Source organism: Hydrogenophaga sp. H7, assembly GCF_002025745.1.
GTDB lineage: Bacteria > Pseudomonadota > Gammaproteobacteria > Burkholderiales > Burkholderiaceae_C > Hydrogenophaga > Hydrogenophaga pseudoflava.
In genome coordinates, this window is sequence record NZ_MCIC01000017.1 from 279,832 (window position 1) to 302,349 (window position 22,518).

Annotated in this window: 22 protein-coding genes; 19 read left to right on the forward strand and 3 right to left on the reverse strand. The window is 62.6% G+C overall.

Annotated features, from left to right (window positions below; all coding sequences use genetic code 11):
• Positions 1 to 52 precede the first annotated feature (52 nt).
• Complete coding sequence (locus BC358_RS17030; RefSeq protein WP_079366752.1) at positions 53 to 928, forward strand: lysophospholipid acyltransferase family protein; 876 nt, start codon at positions 53 to 55, stop codon at positions 926 to 928.
• Positions 925 to 1,839 carry a lysophospholipid acyltransferase family protein gene (locus BC358_RS17035; RefSeq protein ID WP_079366753.1) on the forward strand — a complete coding sequence of 305 codons (915 nt, stop codon included), beginning with the start codon at positions 925 to 927 and terminating at the stop codon, positions 1,837 to 1,839. The genes BC358_RS17030 and BC358_RS17035 overlap by 4 nt, the downstream gene beginning before the upstream one ends.
• Here BC358_RS17035 and yihA read toward each other — a convergent pair.
• Positions 1,830 to 2,564 carry a ribosome biogenesis GTP-binding protein YihA/YsxC gene (gene yihA, locus BC358_RS17040; RefSeq protein WP_079366754.1) on the reverse strand — a complete coding sequence of 245 codons (735 nt, stop codon included), beginning with the start codon at positions 2,562 to 2,564 and terminating at the stop codon, positions 1,830 to 1,832. The two genes, BC358_RS17035 and yihA, sit on opposite strands and share 10 nt — an antisense overlap.
• Before the next feature lie 103 nt (positions 2,565 to 2,667).
• On the opposite strand from yihA, the gene BC358_RS17045 reads away from it, so the two are divergent.
• The 5 genes from BC358_RS17045 to BC358_RS17065 all read left to right on the forward strand — a co-directional run bounded on the left by BC358_RS17045 (position 2,668) and on the right by BC358_RS17065 (position 8,655).
• Complete coding sequence (locus tag BC358_RS17045) at positions 2,668 to 3,282, forward strand: cytochrome c (protein WP_066152759.1); 615 nt, start codon at positions 2,668 to 2,670, stop codon at positions 3,280 to 3,282.
• A gap of 166 nt (positions 3,283 to 3,448) precedes the next feature.
• A complete protein-coding gene (locus BC358_RS17050; protein ID WP_079366842.1) occupies positions 3,449 to 5,590 on the forward strand; it encodes a cytochrome c biogenesis protein ResB in 2,142 nt (713 codons plus the stop codon).
• Positions 5,587 to 6,951 (forward strand): c-type cytochrome biogenesis protein CcsB, encoded by a 1,365-nt coding sequence (gene ccsB, locus BC358_RS17055; RefSeq protein WP_079366755.1) that lies wholly within the window; start codon positions 5,587 to 5,589, stop codon positions 6,949 to 6,951. The genes BC358_RS17050 and ccsB overlap by 4 nt, the downstream gene beginning before the upstream one ends.
• Before the next feature lie 61 nt (positions 6,952 to 7,012).
• Positions 7,013 to 8,017 (forward strand): protein-methionine-sulfoxide reductase catalytic subunit MsrP, encoded by a 1,005-nt coding sequence (gene msrP / locus BC358_RS17060; RefSeq protein ID WP_079366756.1) that lies wholly within the window; start codon positions 7,013 to 7,015, stop codon positions 8,015 to 8,017.
• On the forward strand, positions 8,017 to 8,655 hold the full coding sequence (locus tag BC358_RS17065) for a sulfite oxidase heme-binding subunit YedZ (protein ID WP_079366757.1): 639 nt from the start codon (positions 8,017 to 8,019) through the stop codon (positions 8,653 to 8,655). The genes msrP and BC358_RS17065 overlap by 1 nt, the downstream gene beginning before the upstream one ends.
• Here the strand turns inward: BC358_RS17065 and BC358_RS17070 are convergent.
• On the reverse strand, positions 8,636 to 8,866 hold the full coding sequence (locus BC358_RS17070) for a lipoprotein (protein ID WP_079366758.1): 231 nt from the start codon (positions 8,864 to 8,866) through the stop codon (positions 8,636 to 8,638). The genes BC358_RS17065 and BC358_RS17070 overlap by 20 nt on opposite strands.
• A gap of 15 nt (positions 8,867 to 8,881) precedes the next feature.
• On the opposite strand from BC358_RS17070, the gene cyaY reads away from it, so the two are divergent.
• Positions 8,882 to 9,211 (forward strand): iron donor protein CyaY, encoded by a 330-nt coding sequence (gene cyaY / locus BC358_RS17075; protein WP_066152769.1) that lies wholly within the window; start codon positions 8,882 to 8,884, stop codon positions 9,209 to 9,211.
• Here cyaY and BC358_RS17080 read toward each other — a convergent pair.
• On the reverse strand, positions 9,201 to 11,621 hold the full coding sequence (locus BC358_RS17080; protein WP_079366759.1) for a penicillin-binding protein 1A: 2,421 nt from the start codon (positions 11,619 to 11,621) through the stop codon (positions 9,201 to 9,203). The two genes, cyaY and BC358_RS17080, sit on opposite strands and share 11 nt — an antisense overlap.
• A 270-nt stretch (positions 11,622 to 11,891) precedes the next feature.
• On the opposite strand from BC358_RS17080, the gene BC358_RS17085 reads away from it, so the two are divergent.
• From BC358_RS17085 to BC358_RS17130, 11 genes are all read left to right on the forward strand, one after another.
• Positions 11,892 to 12,971 (forward strand): pilus assembly protein PilM, encoded by a 1,080-nt coding sequence (locus tag BC358_RS17085; RefSeq protein WP_066152775.1) that lies wholly within the window; start codon positions 11,892 to 11,894, stop codon positions 12,969 to 12,971.
• Complete coding sequence (locus tag BC358_RS17090) at positions 12,968 to 13,609, forward strand: PilN domain-containing protein (protein WP_079366760.1); 642 nt, start codon at positions 12,968 to 12,970, stop codon at positions 13,607 to 13,609. Before BC358_RS17085 ends, BC358_RS17090 begins: the two co-directional genes overlap by 4 nt.
• A 13-nt stretch (positions 13,610 to 13,622) precedes the next feature.
• The gene (locus tag BC358_RS17095) at positions 13,623 to 14,327 is read left to right on the forward strand and encodes a type 4a pilus biogenesis protein PilO (RefSeq protein ID WP_079366761.1); all 705 of its coding nucleotides are present in this window, start codon (positions 13,623 to 13,625) and stop codon (positions 14,325 to 14,327) included.
• A complete protein-coding gene (locus BC358_RS17100; protein ID WP_066152784.1) occupies positions 14,324 to 14,878 on the forward strand; it encodes a pilus assembly protein PilP in 555 nt (184 codons plus the stop codon). Before BC358_RS17095 ends, BC358_RS17100 begins: the two co-directional genes overlap by 4 nt.
• Positions 14,879 to 14,883: 5 nt before the next feature.
• Positions 14,884 to 17,040 carry a type IV pilus secretin PilQ gene (gene pilQ, locus BC358_RS17105; protein WP_079366843.1) on the forward strand — a complete coding sequence of 719 codons (2,157 nt, stop codon included), beginning with the start codon at positions 14,884 to 14,886 and terminating at the stop codon, positions 17,038 to 17,040.
• Positions 17,041 to 17,064: 24 nt separating this feature from the next.
• The gene (locus tag BC358_RS21965; protein WP_127804414.1) at positions 17,065 to 17,484 is read left to right on the forward strand and encodes a hypothetical protein; all 420 of its coding nucleotides are present in this window, start codon (positions 17,065 to 17,067) and stop codon (positions 17,482 to 17,484) included.
• Between the two features lie 89 nt (positions 17,485 to 17,573).
• The gene (locus BC358_RS17110; protein ID WP_256861565.1) at positions 17,574 to 18,119 is read left to right on the forward strand and encodes a shikimate kinase; all 546 of its coding nucleotides are present in this window, start codon (positions 17,574 to 17,576) and stop codon (positions 18,117 to 18,119) included.
• A gap of 47 nt (positions 18,120 to 18,166) precedes the next feature.
• Complete coding sequence (aroB, locus tag BC358_RS17115) at positions 18,167 to 19,288, forward strand: 3-dehydroquinate synthase (RefSeq protein WP_079366762.1); 1,122 nt, start codon at positions 18,167 to 18,169, stop codon at positions 19,286 to 19,288.
• 55 nt (positions 19,289 to 19,343) lie between these two features.
• The gene (locus tag BC358_RS17120) at positions 19,344 to 20,510 is read left to right on the forward strand and encodes a deoxyguanosinetriphosphate triphosphohydrolase (protein WP_079366763.1); all 1,167 of its coding nucleotides are present in this window, start codon (positions 19,344 to 19,346) and stop codon (positions 20,508 to 20,510) included.
• Between the two features lie 6 nt (positions 20,511 to 20,516).
• Positions 20,517 to 21,746, forward strand: coding sequence for a CynX/NimT family MFS transporter (locus BC358_RS17125; protein ID WP_079366764.1), 1,230 nt, complete (start codon positions 20,517 to 20,519; stop codon positions 21,744 to 21,746).
• A gap of 77 nt (positions 21,747 to 21,823) precedes the next feature.
• A complete protein-coding gene (locus BC358_RS17130) occupies positions 21,824 to 22,471 on the forward strand; it encodes a hypothetical protein (protein ID WP_066152801.1) in 648 nt (215 codons plus the stop codon).
• Positions 22,472 to 22,518 lie beyond the last annotated feature (47 nt).

Below are 22,518 nucleotides of genomic sequence, written 5' to 3' on the forward strand. Positions count from 1 at the left end.
AGTTCAATAACTCGGCGATGGGCGGATTTTACGCCCATCCGGTTCTAAAGCTTTGTATCCACTTCTGTTCCGGTTTCTGTCGCGCCTGCCGCTTCCGCTGCTGCATGGCCTCGGTTGGCTGTTGGGCTGGCTGAGCTTCGCTTTGTCGGGTCGCTACCGGCGCACCTTGTTCGCCCACGCTGAGCAGGCCGGTTTTCCCCGTTCGGTGGCGCTCGCGTCGGTGGCCGAGGCTGGCAAGATGGTCACCGAGCTGCCGCGCCTGTGGCTGGGCGCTCCTGTGCATCTGGAGTGGGAAGGCCGTGAGCTCATCGAGCAGGCCATCGCCGAGGGCAATGGCGTCCTGTTCCTGACGCCGCACCTCGGGTGCTTCGAAGTCACCGCGCAGTTGTTCGCCCAGCATTTTGGCGACCGCATGCCGGTGACGGTGCTGTACCGGCCGGCGCGCCAGCCCTGGCTGCGCGAGATCATGGAGCAGGCGCGCAGCCGGCCCGGCCTGCTGACCGCTCCGACCACGCTCGCGGGGGTCAAGCAGCTGATCAAGGCGCTCAAGCAACGCCAGGGGGTGGGGCTCTTGCCCGACCAGGTGCCGCCCGAAGGGCAGGGGGTCTGGGCACCTTTCTTCGGCCGTGACGCCTACACCATGACCCTCTCGGCCCGGCTGGCGCTGACGGCGGGGGCCCGCGTGTTGCTCATCTGGGGCGAACGCCTGTCTTGGGGGCGCGGCTACCGGGTGCGCCTGCGGCCCTTCCGTCCGGAAGCGGGTGGACAGCTGTCGTCCGACCCACAGGAAGCGGCGCACCAGATCAATCTCGCCATGGAGTCCCTGGTGCGGGAGTGTCCGGCCCAGTACCTGTGGTCGTACGAACGCTACAAGGCGCCGTCAGGCGTTAGCCATGCGGCACGGCTGGAGGCAGAGCGCACCTCATGACGGCCTCCACAACACCTTCGCGCGGCCCTTTGCTGAAAACCTTGCTGAGCCTGGCGGTGCTGGGCATGTTGCGCATCACCCGGCATCTGCCGCTGTCCTGGCTGCGGGCGCTGGGTGCGATGCTCGGATGGCTGCTGTACGCCCTGGTGGGCCGCCGCCGCCGCATCGCAGAAATCAACCTTGCGCTCTGTTTCCCGCAACATGACGCCGCCCAGCGCCGGCGCATGGTGCGCCAGCATTTCGTGCTGTTTGCCCAGGCCTGGCTGGACCGGGGCTGGCTGTGGGAGGGGAGCGCAGAGCAGGTCCGCAGCCGCCTGCGCCTGCGTGGTGCGGTGCACGAGCTGCAGAGCACCGCCCCGACGCTGCTGTTTGCGCCGCATTTTGTCGGCATGGACGCGGGCTGGATCGGGCTGACGGCCCATGTGGAGCGGCGCTTCTGTGGCTTGTATGCACGTCAGCGCAACCCGGTGATGGACCAGTGGATGGCCGAAGGCCGGCGCCGCTTCGGCGAGCCGCACATCGTGGCCAAGAGCGCCGGTCTCAAGGCCCTGGTCAGCGCGCTGCGGGCCGGGGAGCCGCTGTACCTGCTGCCCGACATGGACTACGGGCCTCGCGATTCGGTGTTTGTGCCGTTTTATGGGGTGACGGCGGCGACGATTCCCTCGCTCTCGCGCTTTGCGCGCATGGGCGGTGCTCGCGTGCTGCCCATCCTGAGCCGCCTGACGCCGGAGGGCTACGACATCACGGTGCTGCCACCCTGGCAGGACTTTCCGACCGAGGACGTGGTGGCCGACACCGCGCGCATGAACCGGCTGCTGCAGGAGTGGATCGACGAAACACCCGAGCAGTACTACTGGGTGCACAAGCGCTTCAAGACCCGACCGGCGGGTGAAGCCTCGTTCTATCGCTGAGCGTCGTCGGAGTCGGAGTCATCGGCGCCTTCGTCCGCAGCCGGGGGCGCGGCGGGCGCTTCATGGGCCCAGTTCCAGAGCAGCAGCGCGACTTCGTCCAGGCCCTGCTTCTTCAGTGCCGAGAACAACCGGACCTCGCCGCCGCCAGCCTGCAGCTTCGCGATCGACAGCGCCTTGTTGGCTTCCGCCCGGTTGAGCTTGTCGGCCTTGGTCAGCAACACCAGAAACTTCAGACCGTCCTCGACGCGAGGGCGGATGATCTCCAGCAGGGCCTCGTCCAGCTCGGTCAGTCCCAGGCGCGGGTCGCACAGCAGCACCACCGCACGCAGGTTTTCCCGCGTGACGAGGTAGTTGGCCATCACGCGCTGCCAGCGCAGCTTGGCTTCCTTGGGCACAGCGGCGTAGCCATAGCCCGGAAGATCGGCCAGCACCGCATCGGTGACGCCCTGCTTGCCCAGTGCGAACAGGTTGATGCTCTGCGTGCGGCCCGGCGTCTTGGATGCGAAGGCCAGGCGCTTTTGCTGGGTCAGCGTGTTGATCGAAGTCGACTTGCCGGCGTTGGAGCGGCCGACGAAGGCGATTTCCGGCAGATCCAGGGCCGGCAGGTGCTCCAGCTGTGGCGCGGTGGTCAGGAATCGCGCCGTGTGCAGCCAGCTGTGTGCGATCTTGGGGTCCGGGCGTGTGGGGCGCGGGGCGGTGGAGGAGGTGGTGGGGGTGTGGGTCATCAGGGGTATTACCAATGGGCCATTGTAAAATCCCTCGGTTGTCTTCTGTTTCCCTGCGAATTCCAATCAACCCGACGCCGTCCCTGCGACGACAGCCCCAGACATGAAATTGCCTGCATCACTTCTTTGCGCCGCCGCAGCGGCCGTCCTGTCGTTCAGCGCTCATGCTCAGACCGCCAAGCCCGACCTTGCCAAGGGCGCTGCCCTGTACGGCCAGGTGTGCGTCGCCTGTCACGCGGCCGATGGCAACTCGACCACGCCCGCCAACCCCAAGATCGCCCGCCAGCATCCCGAGTACCTGGTCAAGCAGCTGCAGGAGTTCAAGTCGGGCAAGCGCGACAACGCGGTGATGAAGGGGTTTGCTTCTGCCCTGTCCGATGAGGACATGCGCAACATCGCCTACTGGCTGGCCGACCAGAAGGCGACTACCGGGTTCGCCACTGAAAAGGACCTGGTCCGCGCCGGTGAACGCATCTACCGCGGCGGCATCCCCGACCGCCAGATCGCCGCCTGTGCCGGCTGCCACGGCCCCACCGGGTCCGGCATCCCCGCTCAGTACCCGCGCCTGTCGGGTCAGCACGCCGAGTACACCCGCACCCAGCTCAACGCGTTCCGCGCTGGTGCCCGCAACAACAACGCCCAGATGACCGGCGTCGCTGCCAAGATGAACGACATGGAAATCAAGGCCGTGTCGGATTACATCGCCGGCCTGCGTTGACAGGAACACCCCCGAGGTCTCGGGGGTGATATAAGCGACCAATAATATTTGGCGAGAAAATGCGGGTGCGATTGCATGCCGGTTGAACCGCCAGCCCACTGACGACTCACAACAGGGTGTGTTCTGGCTGTTCCGGAACCGCCCTGTTTCTGTTTTCGACGCCTTCATGACCGCTTCCACCCAAGGTTTCCAGCTCCGATCCGGTTCCCGTGTGCTTGGCAACATGGTGGAGCTGCTGTCGTCGATGCGGTTCGCGATCTCGCTGCTGACGGTCATCTGCATCGCTTCGGTGATTGGCACCGTGGTCAAGCAGCACGAACCGCTGAACAACTATGTCAACCAGTTCGGTCCGTTCTGGGCCGAGGTGTTTGGCAAGGCCGGTCTGTTCACGGTCTACAGCGTCTGGTGGTTCCTGCTGATCCTGGCGTTTCTGGTGATCAGCACCTCCCTGTGCATCTTTCGCAACACTCCCAAGATCTTTGCCGACTTCAAGGCATTCAAGGAGAACATCCGCGAGCAGAGCCTGAAGTCCTTTCCGCACCGAGCGGAGAGCACGCTGGCCGAACCGCCGGAAGCGGCTGCGCACCGGGTTGGTCAGACGCTGCTGGCTTCCGGGTGGCGGGTGAAGTTGCAGTCGCGCGCGCTGTCGGAAGGGCAGGGCTGGATGGTCGCCGCCAAGAAGGGTGTGGCCAACAAGATCGGCTATCTGGCCGCGCACAGCGCCATTGTCCTGGTGTGCATCGGCGGCCTGCTGGACGGTGACTTGATCGTCCGTGCCCAGATGTGGTTCAACGGCAAGAGCTCGTTCAGTGGCGGCGGCATGATCGCCGACGTGCCCGCACAGCACCGCCTCTCGCCGTCCAACCCGACCTTCCGGGGCAACCTGCTGGTGACCGAAGGTACGAGTTCGTCCACCGCCATCCTCAGCCAGTCCGACGGTGTGCTGCTGCAGGATCTCCCGTTCTCGGTCGAGCTCAAGAAGTTCATCGTCGAGTACTACGACACCGGCATGCCCAAGCTGTTTGCCAGCGACATCGTGATCCACGACCACGAGACGGGCGAGAAGAAACCCGCGCGTGTCGAGGTCAACCACCCGGCCAGTCACCGCGGCATCAACATCTACCAGTCCAGCTTTGACGACGGTGGATCGAAGGTGAGCCTGCAGGCCTACCCGATGGGGGCGGTGGTCGCTCCGTTCGAGATTTCGGGCGTGATCGGCGGTTCGTCCTCGCTCACCAATGGCGACAGCAAGCTGACCCTGGAATACACCGGGCTCCGGGTCATCAACGTCGAGAACTTCAGCCAGGACGACAGCGCTGCCACCGATGTGCGGAAGGTCGACCTGCGCGAGTCGATCGAGAGCCGGCTGGGTTCGGGCCACAAGACGGTCACTGAAAAGAAGCTGCGCAATGTCGGCCCCAGCATCACCTACAAGCTGCGCGACGCCGCGGGACAGGCGGTCGAATTCCACAACTACATGCTGCCCATGGAGCTGGACGGCGCCCGGGTCTATCTGATGGGGGCCCGCGAAACCCCGTCCGAGCCGATGCGCTATTTGCGCGTTCCGGTGGACGACAAGGACGGCATCGAAGGCTTTGTGCGCCTGCGCTCGGCGCTGGCCGATCCGGCGATGCGGGCCCAGGCGGTCAAGCGCTATGCCGCGCTGGCCGTCGAGCCCGACAAGCCGGAGCTCAGCCAGGCGCTGGAGGCTTCTGCGCAACGGGCCATCAGCCTGTTTTCCGGTGCCGAGAAGTTGCCGCCTGCCAAGGACATGCCCCCCGGGACGGACGCCGAGATCCGTGGCGGCCTCCCGGCGGTTTCTGCATTCCTTGAATCCAATGTGCCCGAGGCCGAGCGCGAACGCGCCAGCGAGGTGCTGGTGCGCATCCTCAACGGCACGCTGTTCGAGCTGGCCCAGCTGGGCCGTGAGCAGGCGGGCCTGGCGCCGTTGCCCCGGGACGACGCCACCCAACAGTTCATGTCGCGCGCGGTGCTGAGCTTGAGCGACAGCTTCTACTACCCGGCGCCGATGACCTTCCAGCTCAAGGATTTCCAGCATGTGCAGGCCAGCGTGTTCCAGGTGGCCCGTGCACCCGGCCAGACCATCGTCTACCTGGGCTGCGTGTTGCTGATCCTCGGCGTGTTTGCGATGCTGTATGTGCGTGAACGGCGCGTCTGGATCTGGCTCGCACCGCGTGCGGATGGCCACAGCCAGGCGTCCATGGCCCTGTCGTCCAACCGCAAGACGATGGAGTCGGACCAGGAGTTCGACCAGTTGAAGACCCAATTGCTGAAGGTGAATGCATGAACACCGCAACCCAGACCTTTGAACTGAAGAACAACCGGCAGGGCACGGGCCTTGGTCCGGGTTTTCTGGCGAGCCGCACGGCGTGGGACTGGCTGTTCGCCGCCCTGGTGATCGGTGGCGCCGCCTGGGCTTTTGTGCGCTACGACGCCGCGATGGACATCTACGAAAAGTGGATCCTGGTGGGGGCCGCCCCGGTGCTGATCTGGCTGGGCTGGTTCTGGCGCCCGATGAGCCGGCTGATGGCGGTGGTTGCGGCCCTGTCCTTGCTGGCGATCTGGCTGTACTTGCCGCCCGAGGGAGGTGCCGCCGTGCTGGCGCGCGCCGACACGGTGTTCCTGCTGAAGTACTTCATCTCCAGCCAGTCGGCGATCCTGTGGATGAGCATGCTGTTCTTCATGAGCACGGCGTTCTACTGGGTGGGCATGTTCTCGCGCGACGGCAGCACTTTCGAGACTCTGGGCTCGCGCCTGGCCTGGGTGGCGGTGACGCTGGCCCTGGTCGGCACCATGGTGCGCTGGTTCGAGAGCCACCAGATTGGCCCGGACATCGGTCACATCCCGGTCAGCAACCTCTACGAGGTGTTTGTGCTGTTCTGCTGGATGACCGCAGCCTTTTATCTGTACTACGAAGACCAGTACAAGACGCGCGCGATGGGCGCCTTCGTGATGCTGGTGGTCAGTGCCGCGGTCGGTTTCCTGCTCTGGTACACGGTGGTGCGCGAAGCCCACCAGATCCAGCCCCTCGTTCCGGCGCTCAAGAGCTGGTGGATGAAACTGCATGTGCCGGCCAACTTCATCGGCTACGGCACCTTCGCGATTTCGGCCATGCTGGCCTTTGCCTACCTGATCAAGCAGAGCGCCAGCGAAACCCGCTGGTACAAGCTGGCACCGCTGTTCATCCTCGGCGTGGTGCTGTGTTTTGAACCCATCGTGTTCCGCCAGGGGGCGACCGAGAAGGGCGGCAGCTACTGGTTCATCTATTTCGGCATTTCGGCCCTGATCGTCGGTGGCATTCTGGCGGTGCGTGGTCGCATTGCAGCGCGCCTGCCCAGCTTCGAGGTGCTGGACGACGTGATGTACAAGGCGATCGCAGTCGGCTTCGCCTTCTTCACCATCGCCACGGTGCTTGGCGCCTTCTGGGCCGCCGAGGCCTGGGGTGGCTACTGGAGCTGGGACCCCAAGGAAACCTGGGCCCTGATCGTCTGGCTGAACTACGCGGCGTGGCTGCACATGCGCCTGATGAAGGGCCTGCGCGGCACGGTCGCGGCCTGGTGGGCCCTGGTCGGCCTGGCCGTGACGACGTTCGCGTTCCTGGGTGTGAACATGTTCCTGTCGGGGCTTCACAGCTACGGCGAACTCTGATTGCCGAACTTGTAAGAAACTGGCGGCTCCCACGACGGATGTCCATCCTCAGGAGCACGCCATGATCATCCGGTCCACCGACAACGGTTTCCAGCACCCCCTTTCCAGCGAGATCACGCCACGCGACGCATACCTTGGGCGCCGTGAATGGATGCGGCGCATGGCGCTCGGTGCCGGCGGCGCAGCCCTCGCTGCGTGGGCATCGCGCGATGCGCTCGCGCAGGCGGCGGTGACTCGGCCCGGCAAGCTGCTGCCTCTGCCGTCGGTGCGGTCCACGGTGGCGGGTGCCCAAGCCCCCGACAAGCTAACCAGCTACGAGCACGCGAGCACCTACAACAATTTTTACGAGTTCGGCACAGACAAATCCGACCCTGCGGCGTATGCAAAGACGCTGAAACCACGGCCCTGGACGGTGTCGGTCGAGGGGCTGGTCAACAAACCGCGGACGTTCGGTATCGACGATCTGATGAAGCTGTCACCGATGGAGGAGCGTGTCTACCGTCTGCGCTGCGTCGAGGGCTGGTCGATGGTGATTCCCTGGGTGGGCTTTTCGCTGGCCGAGCTGATCCGCCAAGTGGAGCCCCAAGGCAGCGCCAAGTACGTCGAGTTCGTGACCTTGGCCGATCGCAACACGATGCCCGGAGTCACCTCGAATGTGCTGCTCTGGCCCTATGTGGAGGGCCTGCGCATGGACGAGGCCCGCCACCCGCTGACCCTCCTGGCTTTTGGCATGTATGGCGAGGTGTTGCCGAATCAGAACGGCGCGCCGGTGCGGTTGGTCGTGCCGTGGAAATACGGTTTCAAGAGCGGCAAGTCGCTGGTGAAGATCCGGTTTGTGGAAAAAGAGCCGAAGACGGCTTGGAACATTGCCGCGCCGCAGGAGTACGGCTTCTATTCGAACGTGAACCCCGACGTGCCGCATCCCCGCTGGAGCCAAGCCACCGAGCGCCGCATCGGCGATGAGGGCGGCCTCCTGGCCAAACGACGGAAAACCGAGCGTTTCAACGGCTATGAAGCGCAGGTCGGCTCGATGTACGCGGGCATGGACCTCAAGAAGTTCTACTGATGCGCTGGCTGGGCCATCCGACGGTCAAGCCGGTGGTGTTTGTGTTGTGGCTGTTGCCTGCGGCATGGCTGGTGTGGGCGGCTTTCAATGACCGGCTCGGTGCCAATCCGGCCGAGGCGCTGATCCGTTCGCTGGGCGACTGGAGCCTGCGCGCGCTGGTGCTGGTGTTGCTGGTCACACCGCTGCGCGTGGGGATGGGCTGGCCGCAACTGGCGCGGTTGCGGCGCATGCTGGGGCTGTTCGTGTTCTTCTACGCCAGCCTGCACTGGCTGGCCTACGCCTGGTTCGACATGGGCTTCGTGTGGCCGGACATCGTGGCCGACGTGCCCAAGCGCCCGTTCATCCTGGTCGGGACACTGGGCTGGCTGCTGTTGCTGGTGCTGGCGGCCACGTCGTTCAACCGGGCCATCCGCTGGCTCGGTGCTGCCCGCTGGCAAGCCCTGCACCGCTCCGTCTATGCCGTCGCCGCACTGGCAGTGCTTCACTTCTTCTGGATGCGGGCTGGCAAGCAGGACTTTGCGGAGGTCGCGGTTTACACCGCTATTCTTGGCGGCCTGCTGGGTTGGCGTCTGTGGCGCCGGCTCAAGCGCCCCGTGCGAGGCAGTACCCTGGGAAGAGTCAGCGTGCGGGAGGGGTAGTGGCTTCGGCTGGTTGGGCCGGGGCCGCATTGTTGGCAGGATTTGTGGGGGCTGGTTTTGCCGTGGCTGGTGCCGAGGCTTTCGGGGCAGGCATGTAGAGCGGGCCCTTTTGGCCGCAGCCCGTGATTGCTGTCGACGCGACCAGCAAGGCCACCGCAGACCAGGCACTGCAACGGAACATACGGCCACCTACAATGGTTTTGTTCGACATAGTGGTGGCATTGTAATGACCGATTCCGAGTACATGGACCTGGCCGAAGCGCTCCTCAAGGCTGTGGAGCGCGGCTGTGACCGCATCAACGATGAGAGCGATGCCGATCTGGACAACCAGCGGGTGGGCGGCATGGTCACACTCACGTTTTCCAACCGCAGCCAGATCATCATCAACCTGCAGAAGCCGCTGCATGAAGTCTGGATGGCGGCGCGCGCGGGCGGCTTCCACTACCGGTGGGATGGGGCCCAGTGGATGGACACCAAAGGACATGGCGAGTTCTTCGACCACCTGTCGCGCTGCGCCAGCGAACAGGCGGGGCAACCGCTGAGCTTCAGTTCCTGAACAGGTCCAGGATGCTGCGCCGGTCCTCCCCTTCTGCGGGCGGCTTGCCGGCATCTCCGGTGTCCTGATCGCCGGAAGCGGGGTCTCCGGCCGACGGCGATCCTGGCCAGGGATCGTTCAATCCCAATCCGCGCACGCCACGGCCTGGTCCGTATTCTTCGTAGTACCACTCGTTGCCAACGTGAATCACCCCGGGCGGAGCCTCGATCTCAGCCACCGGCACACCCTTGAGTGCCTCTGTCATATAGGAAATCCAGATCGGCAGGCTGAGGCCACCGCCGGTTTCGCGGCTGCCAAGGTTGCGAGGCGTGTCGTAGCCGACCCAGGCGGCCGCCACCACGGTGGGCTGGTAGCCGACGAACCAGGCATCCATCGAATCGTTGGTGGTGCCGGTCTTTCCATACAGGTCGGGGCGCTTGAGCACCGCCTGAGCACGCGCTGCCGTGCCAGAGCGGGTGATCTCCTGCAGCAGATTACTCATGACAAAGGCGTTGCGCGGCTCGATGGCGCGCTGGGATTCGGCCGGTGCCTCGGACTGGCTTTCGTACAGCACCCGCCCCTTGTGCTCGACCACCTTGGTGATCAGCGAAGGCGCCACCCGATAGCCGCCATTGGCGAACACGGCGTATCCTGCCGCCATCTGCAAAGGGGTGACTGCTCCGGCGCCCAGGGCCATGGTGAGATACGGTGGGTGCTTGTCAGCCTCGAAGCCAAAGCGGGTCACCCATTCCTGGGCGCTTTGTGTGCCCACGAGCTGCAGCACACGGATGGACACCATGTTCTTGGAGCGTGCCAGCGCACGCCGGACCGACATCGGTCCTTCAAACTGACCGTCGTAGTTCTTGGGTTCCCAGGGCTTGCCGCCGGTCTCGGCTGCGGAATAGAACAGCGGTGCGTCGTTCACGACGGTCGCTGGCGTCACCCCCTTCTCCAGGGCCGCCGAATACACGAATGGCTTGAAGCTGGAGCCCGGTTGGCGCCAGGCCTGTGTCACGTGGTTGAACTTGTTTTTCTGGAAATCGAAGCCACCCACCAAGGCCCGAATCGCTCCGTTGCGAGGGTCCAGCGCCACAAACGCAGACTCGACTTCGGGCAACTGGGAAATCCGCCAGGAGTTGTTCGACCCCTTGACCACTCGAATGACCGCCCCGGGTCGGATACGGATATTCGGCGCGGCGCGCTCGCTCAGGCCCGACGCGGCGGGGCGCAAACCCTCTCCCGTGATTTCAAAGGGGTCACCGTCCTGCCGGATGGCCACCACCTTGCGCGGACTGGCGGACAGCACCACGGCTGACAGCAGGTCATCGTTGTCAGGGCGCTCGTTGAGAGCATCGTCGATTGCATCCGCCTGCGCGGCTTTGTCTTCGGGAAGGTTGATGAACTGTTCTGGGCCCCGGTACGCCTGGCGACGCTCGTAGTCCAGGATGCCCTGGCGCAATGCCCGATAGGCCGCCTCCTGTTCGTTGGCCTTCAGGCTGGTGGTGACCACCAGACCTCGGGTATAGGCCTCTTCCCCGTATTGCTGCACCATGGCCTGGCGGACCATCTCGGCCACGTATTCGGCATGGACCTTCAGCTGGACGTGCATCGGGCGAAGCTTGAGCTCCTCAGCCTTGGCCTGCTGCGCCTCGTCGGCCGTGATGAAGCCGTTTTCCAGCATCCGGTCAATGATGTATAGCTGCCGGGTGCGGGCCCGCTTCGGATTGCTGATCGGGTTGTAGGCTGATGGCGCCTTGGGCAGGCCAGCCAGCATTGCCGCTTCGGCAATGGTGACATCCTTGAGCTGCTTGCCAAAATAGGTTTGCGCGGCGGTGGAAAACCCGTAAGCGCGCTGGCCCAGGAAGATCTGGTTCATGTAGATCTCGAGGATCTGCTCCTTGGTCAGCAGATGCTCAAGCTTGAACGTCAGCAACACCTCGTAGATCTTGCGGGTGTAGCTCTTTTCTGCTGACAGGTAGACGTTGCGGGCCACCTGCATCGTGATGGTGGAAGCGCCTTGGCTTTTGGCCTGTCCCAGATTGGCAAGAGCAGCCCTTAGCATGCCTCGGTAGTCAACCCCGCTGTGCTCGAAGAACCGGGAGTCTTCGATGGCCAGCACCGCGTTCTTCATCACATCAGGAATGTCCTTGATGGACAGCAGATTGCGCCGCTCCTCTCCGAATTCCCCGATCAGTTGGCCATCTGCGGTGAGTACGCGCAGTGGCAACTTCGGGCGGTAGTCGGCCAGGTCGGCCACGTCGGGGAGATTGGGATAGGCCACCGCCAGCGCCAATCCGACGCCCATCAGCAAAGCCAGCGTTGAAGCGACCGCAAGCCCGGCGAGGGTGGCCAGCCCCTTGCCAATCCATCGAAGCACGAGGGGCGCACCAGTCGGATGTTCTGGTCGTGATGCGTCGGTTTCTTGGGCCATGCGTGGGGTTGAAAGCTGGGTTGGGACATCAAAACTCAGGCCCCTGAGTGACGACCCGGAACACTGGCCCCATATTGTCGGCGGTCAGGGCTTGCCGCGGTCCTGGGGGGGTGTTACCCGGTCAGCCCCTGTCTTTTTGCGTATGCTTTTGACAACGTTTCTGTTTGTGCCAAACATGTAAATTCTTTGCTGCACAAAGGGCTTGCTGCTAGCATTGAAGTGATTTCTTAAGTCCGGCGCCCTCTGGCGCCACCATTTCTGGGGGCCACCTTGATCTCATTGGGGTCGTTTTTCAGCCGGGATCCGGCGCCGCTGCTGGGCATTGATGTGAGCTCGTCGAGCGTCAAGCTGGTTGAACTGGGCCGCAACCGCTCGGGAGATCTGGTTCTGGAGCGGTGTGCCATCGAGCCGCTGGAGCGGGGCTGGATCACCGATGGCAACATCGAGAAGTTTGACGAAGTGGCGGAGGCGGTTCGTCGGGTGGTTCGCAAGAGCGGTAGCAAGACAAAAAACGTCGCCATGGCTTTGCCGGCATCGGCCGTTATCACCAAGAAGATTGTTCTTCCTGGAGGCCTGTCGGACAAGGAGCTGGAGGCGCAGGTTGAGTCCGAAGCCAACCAGTACATTCCGTTTTCACTTGACGAAGTGAGCCTGGACTTCTGTGTGATTGGTCCCAGTGCCAATTCCGTCGGGGATGCCGAGGTGCTGATTGCTGCATCTCGCAAGGAAAAGGTGTCCGACCGCCAAGGTCTCGCTGAAGCCGCGGGGCTGAAGCCGGTGATCATGGACGTGGAACCCTTTGCCTCTCGAATGGCCGCGGGGCGCGTGATCGAGACTCTGCCCAATCAAGGTGTCGACTCGCTGGTGGCGTTGTTTGAAGTGGGTGCGATGACCACGAGCATGCAGGTGATGCGCAATGATGACGTTCTGTACGAGCGTGACCAGGCCTTTGGTGGTGCACAGCTGACGCAGCTGATCGTTCGGCAGTACGGGTTCTCTGCTGACGAGGCGGAGGCGAAAAAGCGCTCGGGGGATTTGCCGGACGACTACCGATCTGCCGTTTTGGAGCCATTTATCGAGAGCATGGCCCAAGAGGTTGGCAGGGCGCTCCAGTTTTTCTTTACCAGCACGCCGCACAACAAGGTTGATCACATCTTGCTGGCTGGTGGAAGCGCCGCACTGCCCGGATTGACCGAAGCAGTGACCCATCAAACCTCCTTTGCGTGCATGGTGATCAATCCGTTTGATGGCATGGAAATGGCGTCCTCGGTCCAAGCAAGAAAGATCGCCAGGGAGGCTCCCTCCTATCTCACCTCCACCGGTCTGGCCTTGCGGAGGTTTCATCAATGATTCTCATCAACTTGCTACCGCACCGTGAAGCAACACGGAAGCGGCGGAAAGAGCAGTTTTTCACCCAATTGGGCTTGTCTGCTCTGCTTGGGGGCATCATTTGTGGGGCTGTGTACACTTGGTACCAGGGACGCATTGCCGATCAGCAGGCTCGTAACTCATTTTTGAAGCAGGAAACCGCACGCCTTGACGCGGAAATCAAGGATATTGCGACTTTGCAAGCCCAGATCGCCTCGCTTCGCGCCCGTCAGACAGCAGTTGAAGATCTTCAAGCGGACCGTAACATGCCGGTCCATCTGCTGGAAGAGTTGGTCGGTGAGTTGCCTGATGGCATTTATTTGCGAAGCATGAAGCAAGAGAGTCAGAGTGTATTGCTGACGGGGACGGCGCAATCACAGGAGCGGGTATCCGATTTCCTGCGCAGTCTTTCAACCAAGACCAAATGGTTGATCAAGCCGGAGCTTGTTGAAATCGTTGCAGCCAATGCCTCTGTATCCAGCAAAGAGCAGCGCAGGGTGTCCAACTTCACCATCCGCGCCATGCTGAATCGCCCGTCCAGTACCTCCAAGGCGGCTGAATCGACTGTGGTGAAACCGTCTAAACCGGCCGCGCGTTCTGCTGCCTCGAGCAAAGTCTGAAGGGTTCTCCAAAATGGCAAAACCCTCCAAAATCTCGCTTGACCTCAAATCGGCCCAGGAAAAGCTGCGTGCTCAGTTCTCTGGCTTGGATCCCAACGATCCGTCTCAATGGCCAGCGCTGCCGAGGAACCTGCTCTTCATTGTGGTTTGTGTGGCGGTCATTATCGCGCTCTGGTTTACTTGGCTCAAGACGGTTGATGAAGAGCTTCTGACCGAACAGGCCCGCGAACAGACGCTTCGTGATGACTATCGAAAGAAGCTGGTACAGGCCGTCAATCTGGATGCATTGAAGAAGCAGCTTGAGCAGGTGCAGCAATATGTCGCGCAGCTGGAGAAACAGCTTCCGAGCAAGGCCGAAATGGATGCGCTGCTGTCCGACATCAACCAGGCGGGATTGGGACGAAGTCTTCAGTTTGAGCTGTTCCGCCCCGGCCAGGTTTCTGTCAAGGAGTACTACGCAGAGTTACCGATCACTGTCAGGGTCACTGGTGGTTATCACGACATCGGACTCTTTGCCGCGGATATTGCCAATTTGTCCCGCATCGTGACACTGAACAACTTGGCGATCGTTCCCGTGAAAGACAGGGATGGCTTTTTGACTCTGGACTGTGTAGCCAAGACTTTCAGGTACCTTGATCCGGAGGAAGTCGCTATGCAACAAAAAGCGACCCCGGGGAAGAAGCCTGCGGGTAAGAAGGCGACTGGGGCGGCCAAATGAATATCAGATACTTCGCCGGAGGGTGCTTGATTTTGGCGTTGACATTGGGGGTTGCGGGCTGTGCTGACTCTGATCAGGAGGAGTTGAGTGCATGGATGCAGCGTGAACGAAATTCCATAAAGCCGGATGTCAAGCCGATTCCCGAGCCGACCAAATTTGAGCCGTACGCTTATGGTGGTGAGCGCTTTGTTGAGCCTTTCAGCAATGAAAAACTCGCCAGTATCCTGAAAAGCGGGCAGGCATTGCCTTCTGGGCAATCTGCTCTTATTGAGCCGGAACTCAACCGGAGGAAGCAGCCGCTTGAGGCGTTTCCTCTTGATACCATGAAGATGGTCGGCAGCTTGAATCGAAGCGGTCAACTTGTGGGGCTTTTGAAGGTCGGTGCTCTGTTGTATCAGGTAACTCCGGGGAGTTATCTGGGTCAAAACTACGGACGCATCCTGAAGATTGAAGAGAACCAGATCGTTTTGCGCGAAATCGTGCAGGACGCGGCCGGCGAGTGGATTGAGCGACCTGCGGCATTGCAGTTACAAGAGGAATCGACCAAATGAAAAAAATGCATCAGGTAGAGTTGCTTGGTGGGCGTCAGATCGTTCTGCGTGGTTTGTCATTGTTTGCTGGCTCTTTGCTAGCCTGCACTTTTGCTTTTGCGCAAAACTCCATTCAGTCGCTGACAGGCAGTGTTCAGTCGGGCGCTGAAGTGATTCGCATTGAAACCGCTGAACCGCTGAGCGCGGTTCCCTCGGGGTTCACGATTCAGTCCCCGGCGCGGATCGCGCTGGATTTCCCAGGTGTCGTCAATGGGATCGGACGCAGTGCACTGGATATCGGCCAAGGTAACATCCGCTCTGCCAATGTTGTGCAAGCGGGAGACCGGACCAGGGTAGTCATCAATCTCAAACAGCCATCGACATACCAAGCCAAGCTGGATGGCAAGACATTGTTGCTGGTTCTGGATGGTTCATCGTCCGCTTCGCCTACTTCAGTGGCGCAGGCGGCTCCTGCGGCGGCATTTTCCCCGTCAGGGAACGTGGATCCCGCGGCGCTCAAGGACATCGACTTTCGTCGTGGAGTGGGCAACTCCGGTCGGGTGGTGGTTGAGCTTGCAAACAATCAAACCGGCGTGGATATCCGGCAACAGGGCAAAGATCTGGTGGTCGATTTCCTAAAGACCACACTTCCGGAAGGATTGCGGAGGAAACTGGATGTGACCGATTTTGGCACCCCGGTTCAGTCGGTTGTGACGAGCCAGGTGGGCGACAGGGTGCGCATGCTGGTGACCCCCACGGGGCTGTGGGAGCACTCCGCTTATCAGAGTGACAACCAGTTTGTGCTGGAAATTCGGGAACAGAAACTGGATCCGTCCAAGCTGACTCAGGGGCCGGGTTACAACGGGGAAAAGTTGTCTCTGAACTTCCAAAACATCGAGGTTCGTTCTCTGTTGCAGGTGATCGCCGATTTCACCAACTTCAACGTGGTGACGTCCGACTCCGTTTCTGGTGCCGTGACCTTGCGTCTCAAAGATGTGCCTTGGGATCAGGCTTTGGACATCATTCTCCAAGCCAAGGGTCTGGGAATGCGCAAGAGCGGGAACGTGCTCTGGATTGCACCGAAGGATGAAATTGCCGCGCGTGAGAAGCAGGAGCTTGAGTCCAAAGCATCTGTCGAGAGTTTGGAAACTTTGCGCACGCAGGGTTTCCAGATGAATTACGCCAAAGCCAGTGACATTGCCGGGCAAATCACCGGTGCTGGTGCTGCTGGTGGAGCCAGTGCCCGCATCCTTTCCCCGCGAGGAAGTGTCATCGCTGAGCCTCGAACGAATCAGTTATTCGTGACGGATATTCCTTCCAAGCTTGAGCAAGTTCAGCAACTGATCGCCAAACTGGATATCCCTGTTCGCCAAGTGTTGATCGAGGCGCGCATTGTGGAAGCCGACGACCGTTTTGGCCGGTCGCTGGGCGTGCGGCTGGGGGGCAGCGACTTGCGTGGTGTCCGTGGAGGTGAGGCGGGGTACCCTGTCAGCGGGCCCAACAGAGTGGCCATTGGTGGCAGCTATAACGCGGTTTCCAGCACTACTGTGGAGTCAGAAAATACCCTGGATACCGTCAATACAAGCTTTGTCAATCTGCCATCGACGGGTGCAGGTGGCTTCCTGCCTGCTGCTTTCGCGGTGTCGCTGTTCAGTTCGGCTGCCAATCGCTTCCTCAACCTCGAAATCTCGGCACTTGAGGCGGATGGCAGAGGAAAGATCGTCTCCAGCCCGCGTGTTGTGACTGCCGATCAGGTGAAGGCGCTGATTGAGCAGGGAACTGAATTCCCCTACCAGACCGCCACATCCAGCGGTGCTACTGCGGTGGCTTTCCGCAAGGCCAATCTCAAGCTAGAGGTGACTCCCCAGATCACCCCGGAAGGCAACATCATTCTTGATGTGGATATCAACAAAGACAGCCGTGGCGAAACGACGGCGGCCGGCATTGCCATCAATACCAAGCATGTGCAGACGCAGGTTCTGGTGGAAAACGGCGGCACCGTGGTGATTGGCGGCATTTTTACGGAAGAGGAAACGGAAGACGTCGCCAAGGTGCCTCTGTTTGGGGATCTGCCGATTGTCGGCAATCTGTTCAAGAACAAGAACAAGTCGTCGCGTAAGCAGGAATTGCTGATCTTCATTACGCCGCGTTCGATCACTGAAGGCGCCATGGCGCGTCGTTGAAATTACTGGAATTAGGAGTTACGCATGCTGAAAAAAACGGCGCAAGTTGCGGGAAGTCTGGTGGTGGCGTTGGCGTTGGCGTCTTGCGGAGGTGGGGGTGACATTGCAGGGGATTCGACTGAATTCTCGGTCAGTCCTGACGAGGCTAAGTTGACAGTGGTGTCTGCGACAGGTAGTTGCGCTGGTGCTGCAAATGCGGATCCGACCGTGTTCACGATCATTGGTGGGCAGGCGCCTTTTCGCATCGTCAATGCAAACCCTGGAGGCTTGATCGTTGACAAGACCGAGGCCACAGGGAAAGACCCGAAATTCACGGTCCGACCGACTGGGCAATGTGGCGATCCATTTGTGATTACTGTTCTGGATTACCACTCTAGGACCGCGACAGTCGAGTTCACTGTAGAGGCAGAGAAGCCTGAAGAGGAAACCACTCCAGCCGAGTGATCGTCTGGGCAGCGGGTCTGCCTGAATATCGAGCGGCGCTTGCTGTCCTTGGTGACGGCAAGCGCCAATGTCCTTAATGAGTTGATCATTTGTCCTCCATCGCACTGATCGGTTTGCCAGGCTCCGGCAAGTCGACCATCGGCCGGCAACTGGCGCGCCGGCTTTCTCTGTCTTTTTCGGACTCCGATCATGTGATTGAGCATCGCTTGGGATGTTCGATTCGAGAGTTCTTCGAGCGCGAGGGTGAAGACCGGTTCAGGGACATCGAAGAGTCGGTGATTGATGAGTTGTCCCAAGGGCAGGGCCGTGTGCTCTCCACGGGTGGGGGGGCAGTGTTGCGCCCAGCCAACCGGCAGCGGCTTCATGACCGTTGCCAGGTGGTTTACCTTCGGTCTTCGCCAGAAGAGGTTTTTCGGCGTTTGCGCCATGACCGCAACCGGCCGTTGCTGCAGGTAGCCGATCCCCTTCAGCGGCTCAAGGACCTGTATTCAGCGCGCGACCCCCTGTACCGGGAGGCTGCGCATTACGTCATCGACACGGGCCGGCCTTCGGTGGCCACGCTGGTGAACATGATCGTCATGCAACTGGAGTTGGCGCCTGGAGCTGTCGCACGAGGTGGGCCCGGCCCGGTTTGACTTCGCCTGTCTTTCGGGCGGGCAATTCCTGGCCCTACACTTGGGCCATGCGCAGAGATCTTTCCCCCGTTGGCGGCGAACAGGTGATCATCGACCTGGGCGAACGCAGCTATTGCATCGACATCGCGGCAGGCTTGCTTGATCGGGCCGACGCCTTCTCGGGATTGCCGTCGGCATCCGTTGCCATGATCGTGACGAACGACACCGTGGCGCCCATCTACCTGGAGCGCCTCCGGAGTTCGCTGGCACCGCACTACCGCACCGTGTTGCATGTGGTGTTGCCGGACGGCGAGGCTTTCAAGACTTGGGAGACGCTGAACCGGATCTTCGATGCCCTGCTGGGTGCGGCGTGTGACCGCAAAACGGTGTTGTTTGCTCTCGGGGGGGGGGTGGTGGGTGACATGACCGGCTTTGCCGCCGCTGCGTTCATGAGAGGCGTGCCCTTTGTACAGGTGCCCACCACGCTGTTGGCTCAGGTGGATTCTTCGGTGGGGGGCAAGACGGCGATCAACCACCCGCTGGGCAAGAACATGATTGGTGCGTTCTACCAGCCTCAGCGGGTGTTGTGCGATCTGGCGACACTCGATACCTTGCCGGAGCGCGAGCTCAGCGCGGGGTTGGCCGAGGTGATCAAGTACGGGCCGATCGCCGACATGGCGTTTCTGGACTGGATCGAACGCAACATGGGGGCGCTGCGCGCGCGGGATCCCCGGGCCATGGCGCATGCCGTCAAGCGCAGTTGCCAGATCAAGGCGGAGGTGGTGGGCCAGGACGAACGCGAGTCGGGCTTGAGGGCGATCCTGAACTTCGGCCACACCTTCGGCCATGCGATCGAGGCGGGCATGGGGTACGGCGCCTGGTTGCATGGTGAGGCGGTGGGCTGTGGCATGGTGATGGCCACCCGGCTGTCCGCGCGCATGGGGCTGGTCGACAACGCGTTTGTCGAGCGCATCAAGGCGGTGGTTGAGGCGGCCGGATTGCCGGTTCGCGCGCCTGTGCTGGACGAAGGTGACAACGTGGCGCGCTACCTCTCTTTGATGCGACTGGACAAAAAGTCAGAGGCGGGCGAGATCCGGTTCGTGCTGGTGGACGGAGGCGGGAAGGCCCTGCTGCAGGGGGCGCCCGATGCGGTGGTGGGCGAGGTGATTGCCGAAAGCTGCGTCGCGTGAGGTCCTGGTCTTCGTGCTGACGCCCCGGATGGTCATTCCGCCAATGCCTGGACGGATGCTGCTGGCGTCCTACGCGGCCGATCCGGCGAGCAGCCGAGGCCGCCGGTTTGCCGAGCCAGAGGCGCCCACACGCTCAGTGTTCCAGCGCGACCGCGACCGGATCATTCACTCCACCGCGTTCCGGCGCCTCGTCTACAAGACGCAGGTCTTCCTGAACCACGAGGGCGATCTGTTCCGCACCCGTCTGACGCATTCCCTGGAGGTGGCGCAGTTGGGGCGCAGCATCGCCCGCACGCTGGGTCTGAACGAAGACCTGGTCGAGGCGGTTGCCCTGGCCCACGATCTGGGCCACACGCCCTTCGGCCATGCCGGCCAGGATGCGCTCAACGCGTCGATGAAAGCCGCGCGCCCGAATGCGCCATTGACCGACGAGGTGGACTGGGGCTTCGAGCACAACCTGCAGAGCCTGCGGGTGGTCGATGCGCTGGAAGAGCGCTACCCGGCATTTGATGGCCTGAACCTGACCTTCGAGACCCGGGAGGGCATCCTCAAGCACTGTTCAAGAATGCATGCGGAACGCCTGCTGAAAGCCGAACCGGGTGGCGTGGCCCAGCGGTTTGTGTCGGGCGGCTGCCCGTCGCTGGAGGCGCAGCTGTGCAACCTGGCCGACGAGATCGCCTACAACGCCCACGACATCGACGATGGCGTGCGTTCCGGGCTGCTGACGCTGGAACAGATCTCCGAGGTGCCCCTGTTCGACCGCTATCGCCGCCAGGCCCTGGACGCACACCCCGACCTGGGGGGGCGCCGGTTGCTGTTCGAGTCGATCCGCCTGATGCTCAGCGACCAGGTCTACGACGTGATCGACACGACACAGGCACGCATCGCGGCCTCGGGGGTGGAGACCATTGATCAGGTGCGCGTGCAGGCGCTTCCGCTGGTGGGTTTCTCCGACGAGATGAAAGCCGAATCGCAGAAGCTCAAGCACTTCCTGTTGCGCAACCTCTACCGCCATCCCCAGGTGATGGACACCACAGAGCGGGCGGCACAGGTGGTCACAGAGCTGTTTTCGATGTACCTCGAGCGCCTGGACGAATGGCCGCATTCGCCGCTCAAGGACCGCCAACCCGCGCGGGCAGTGGCCGACTACATCGCCGGCATGACGGACCGCTTTGCCATCCGCGAACACCAGCGCCTCAGCGGCCGTGTGCTGTTTCCCTGAGTGTCCATGAACCCTCCGTCAGCCCCCCCGCGCTCCACCGATGGCCAGGGTCTGGCCCCGGTGGTGGTCGGTGTGGGCGTGTGCTCCGCGCTGCATGTAGGCAAGCTGCCCGTGGCAATCCCGCACCTCCAGGCCGAGCTGGCGCTGAACCTGGTGCAGGCCGGTTTTCTGCTGTCGCTGGTGCAACTGGCAGGCCTCTCGCTAGGGTTGCTCGTCGGTCTGCTGGCCGATCGGCTGGGCCCGCGCCGGGTGATGCTTGTGGGGCTGTGTGTGCTGGCCGCAGGCAGTGCAGGGGGCGCACTGGCGCCCGACGTGAACCGGTTGCTGGTGTTCCGGGTGGTGGAGGGCGCCGGGTTCCTTCTGACGGTGTTGCCGGCGCCAGGGCTGCTGAGGCTGCACCTGCGCGACCCGGTGCGCCTATCCCGTGCGCTGGGCTGGTGGGGCACCTACATGCCGATGGGCACCTCGCTGGCGCTGTTGCTGGGTGTGCCGCTGATGGCCTGGTCGGGCTGGCGCGCCACCTGGTGGCTGCTGGCGCTGTGCAGTCTGGCGGCGGCGGCCTGGTTGGCGCTGCGGGTGCCGGCAACAGTCGCCGGCGATGCCGGACCGGCCACTTCTTCGTCCCTCTGGCCGCGATTGAAGCGAACCTTGCGCGCGCCAGGGCCCTGGCTGGTGGCGCTGGGCTTTCTTTTGTATTCGGGCCAGTGGCTGGCGGTGGTGGGCTTCCTGCCCACGATCTATGTGCAGGCGGGCCTGGGGGCTGCCAACGTGGCGGTGCTGAGCGCACTGGCCGCCGCGGTGAACATGGTGGGCAATGTGGCCGCCGGGCGGTGGCTGGCCAGGGGGGCGCGGCCCGGGGTGCTGGTGGCGCTGGGGTACGGGGCGATGGCGGCGGGAGCGGTGGTTGCGTTTGGTGCTGTTGGTTACCCGGTGCTGCAGTACCTGGCCGTGCTGCTGTTTTCGGCGGTCGGTGGGCTGATCCCGGGCACGCTCTTTGGCGTGGCCGTGGTGCTGGCCCCGGGCCGGGATACGGTCTCCACCACCGTCGGCTGGATGCAGCAGTTCTCCGCTTTGGGTCAGTTCATCGGCCCGCCTGCAGTGGCCTGGTGGGTGACGCGTGTCGGTGGCTGGCACTGGACCTGGGTGCTGACGGGGGCGTGCTCTCTGCTGGGCCTGCTGTTGGCGGTGCGGCTGCAGCGGGAGTGGACTGCACGGCCTGGAACCCCGGCCAATTGAGGGGCGATACACTGCCGCCGACGAGGGCGCTCGCGACTAGCAGCCCAGGGCAGGACCAACAGGACGGAACGCATCCCATGAGCTATCTCCAGCAGCTCAAACGACAGGCGCAGGCCCGGCAGGCCGAGCAGGGCGAGCAGCAGCACGGGCTGGAAGCCCGCACGGCGGCGACGGAAGCGGCCTGTCAGGTGGTCTGGAACTACCTGTCCGAACTCGCCCGCCAGTTGAGCGTCATCCAGCCGCCGGCGCAGCGGCTTGGGCTCGATCACAAGCATCTCTGGCCCGATATGCGGCAACACGACTTCCGTTTCGATGCCCGGAAGAAGCGCCTGCGCGATCGCGAGGTGTTCGACTACCTGGCTCTGGGCTGGAAGCTGGGCCCCCGTGAGGGCGAGGTGCGCCGGGGCCGGGTGAGTGTGAACTTCCCGCCGGACCTGGAGCGGGTGCAGAAGCGCCTGGCCGCGGGCCATGTGGTGCACGAGCGCGTTGAGCAGCGGCACCCAGAGTCCAATGCCCTTCTGGCCATCGTCTTCGAGTTCGACATGGCGGCGCGGGCGAGCGTGATGGTCACAGCCGACCACGACGCCGCGCTGCTGAGGTTCCGGCTGGCCTGCGTCGGCGGCATGGAGGTTGTGACGACCGAACTGCCGGTGGGCCAGGTGAACCCGGCCCGGCTGGACGAACTGGCGCGCCTGATTGTGGGAGAGCCCAGCCAGTTCCTGTGAGGCGGTTGAACACCTCGGGGACATAATCGGGGACAGATTTCAACGGA

Excerpts from the sequence above, each read along its gene's own strand:
- BC358_RS21965 (WP_127804414.1), top strand. The coding sequence starts at position 17,065 with ATGCTGAAAAAAACGGCGCAAGTTGCGGGAAGTCTGGTGGTGGCGTTG.
- ccsB (WP_079366755.1), top strand. The coding sequence starts at position 5,587 with ATGAACACCGCAACCCAGACCTTTGAACTGAAGAACAACCGGCAGGGC.
- BC358_RS17080 (WP_079366759.1), bottom strand. The coding sequence starts at position 11,621 with ATGGCCCAAGAAACCGACGCATCACGACCAGAACATCCGACTGGTGCG.
- BC358_RS17090 (WP_079366760.1), top strand. The coding sequence starts at position 12,968 with ATGATTCTCATCAACTTGCTACCGCACCGTGAAGCAACACGGAAGCGG.
- BC358_RS17125 (WP_079366764.1), top strand. The coding sequence starts at position 20,517 with ATGAACCCTCCGTCAGCCCCCCCGCGCTCCACCGATGGCCAGGGTCTG.
- BC358_RS17045 (WP_066152759.1), top strand. The coding sequence starts at position 2,668 with ATGAAATTGCCTGCATCACTTCTTTGCGCCGCCGCAGCGGCCGTCCTG.
- BC358_RS17100 (WP_066152784.1), top strand. The coding sequence starts at position 14,324 with ATGAATATCAGATACTTCGCCGGAGGGTGCTTGATTTTGGCGTTGACA.
- BC358_RS17120 (WP_079366763.1), top strand. The coding sequence starts at position 19,344 with ATGCTGCTGGCGTCCTACGCGGCCGATCCGGCGAGCAGCCGAGGCCGC.
- yihA (WP_079366754.1), bottom strand. The coding sequence starts at position 2,564 with ATGACCCACACCCCCACCACCTCCTCCACCGCCCCGCGCCCCACACGC.
- BC358_RS17065 (WP_079366757.1), top strand. The coding sequence starts at position 8,017 with ATGCGCTGGCTGGGCCATCCGACGGTCAAGCCGGTGGTGTTTGTGTTG.
- msrP (WP_079366756.1), top strand. The coding sequence starts at position 7,013 with ATGATCATCCGGTCCACCGACAACGGTTTCCAGCACCCCCTTTCCAGC.
- aroB (WP_079366762.1), top strand. The coding sequence starts at position 18,167 with ATGCGCAGAGATCTTTCCCCCGTTGGCGGCGAACAGGTGATCATCGAC.
- BC358_RS17130 (WP_066152801.1), top strand. The coding sequence starts at position 21,824 with ATGAGCTATCTCCAGCAGCTCAAACGACAGGCGCAGGCCCGGCAGGCC.
- BC358_RS17095 (WP_079366761.1), top strand. The coding sequence starts at position 13,623 with ATGGCAAAACCCTCCAAAATCTCGCTTGACCTCAAATCGGCCCAGGAA.
- cyaY (WP_066152769.1), top strand. The coding sequence starts at position 8,882 with ATGACCGATTCCGAGTACATGGACCTGGCCGAAGCGCTCCTCAAGGCT.
- pilQ (WP_079366843.1), top strand. The coding sequence starts at position 14,884 with ATGCATCAGGTAGAGTTGCTTGGTGGGCGTCAGATCGTTCTGCGTGGT.
- BC358_RS17050 (WP_079366842.1), top strand. The coding sequence starts at position 3,449 with ATGACCGCTTCCACCCAAGGTTTCCAGCTCCGATCCGGTTCCCGTGTG.
- BC358_RS17070 (WP_079366758.1), bottom strand. The coding sequence starts at position 8,866 with ATGTCGAACAAAACCATTGTAGGTGGCCGTATGTTCCGTTGCAGTGCC.
- BC358_RS17035 (WP_079366753.1), top strand. The coding sequence starts at position 925 with ATGACGGCCTCCACAACACCTTCGCGCGGCCCTTTGCTGAAAACCTTG.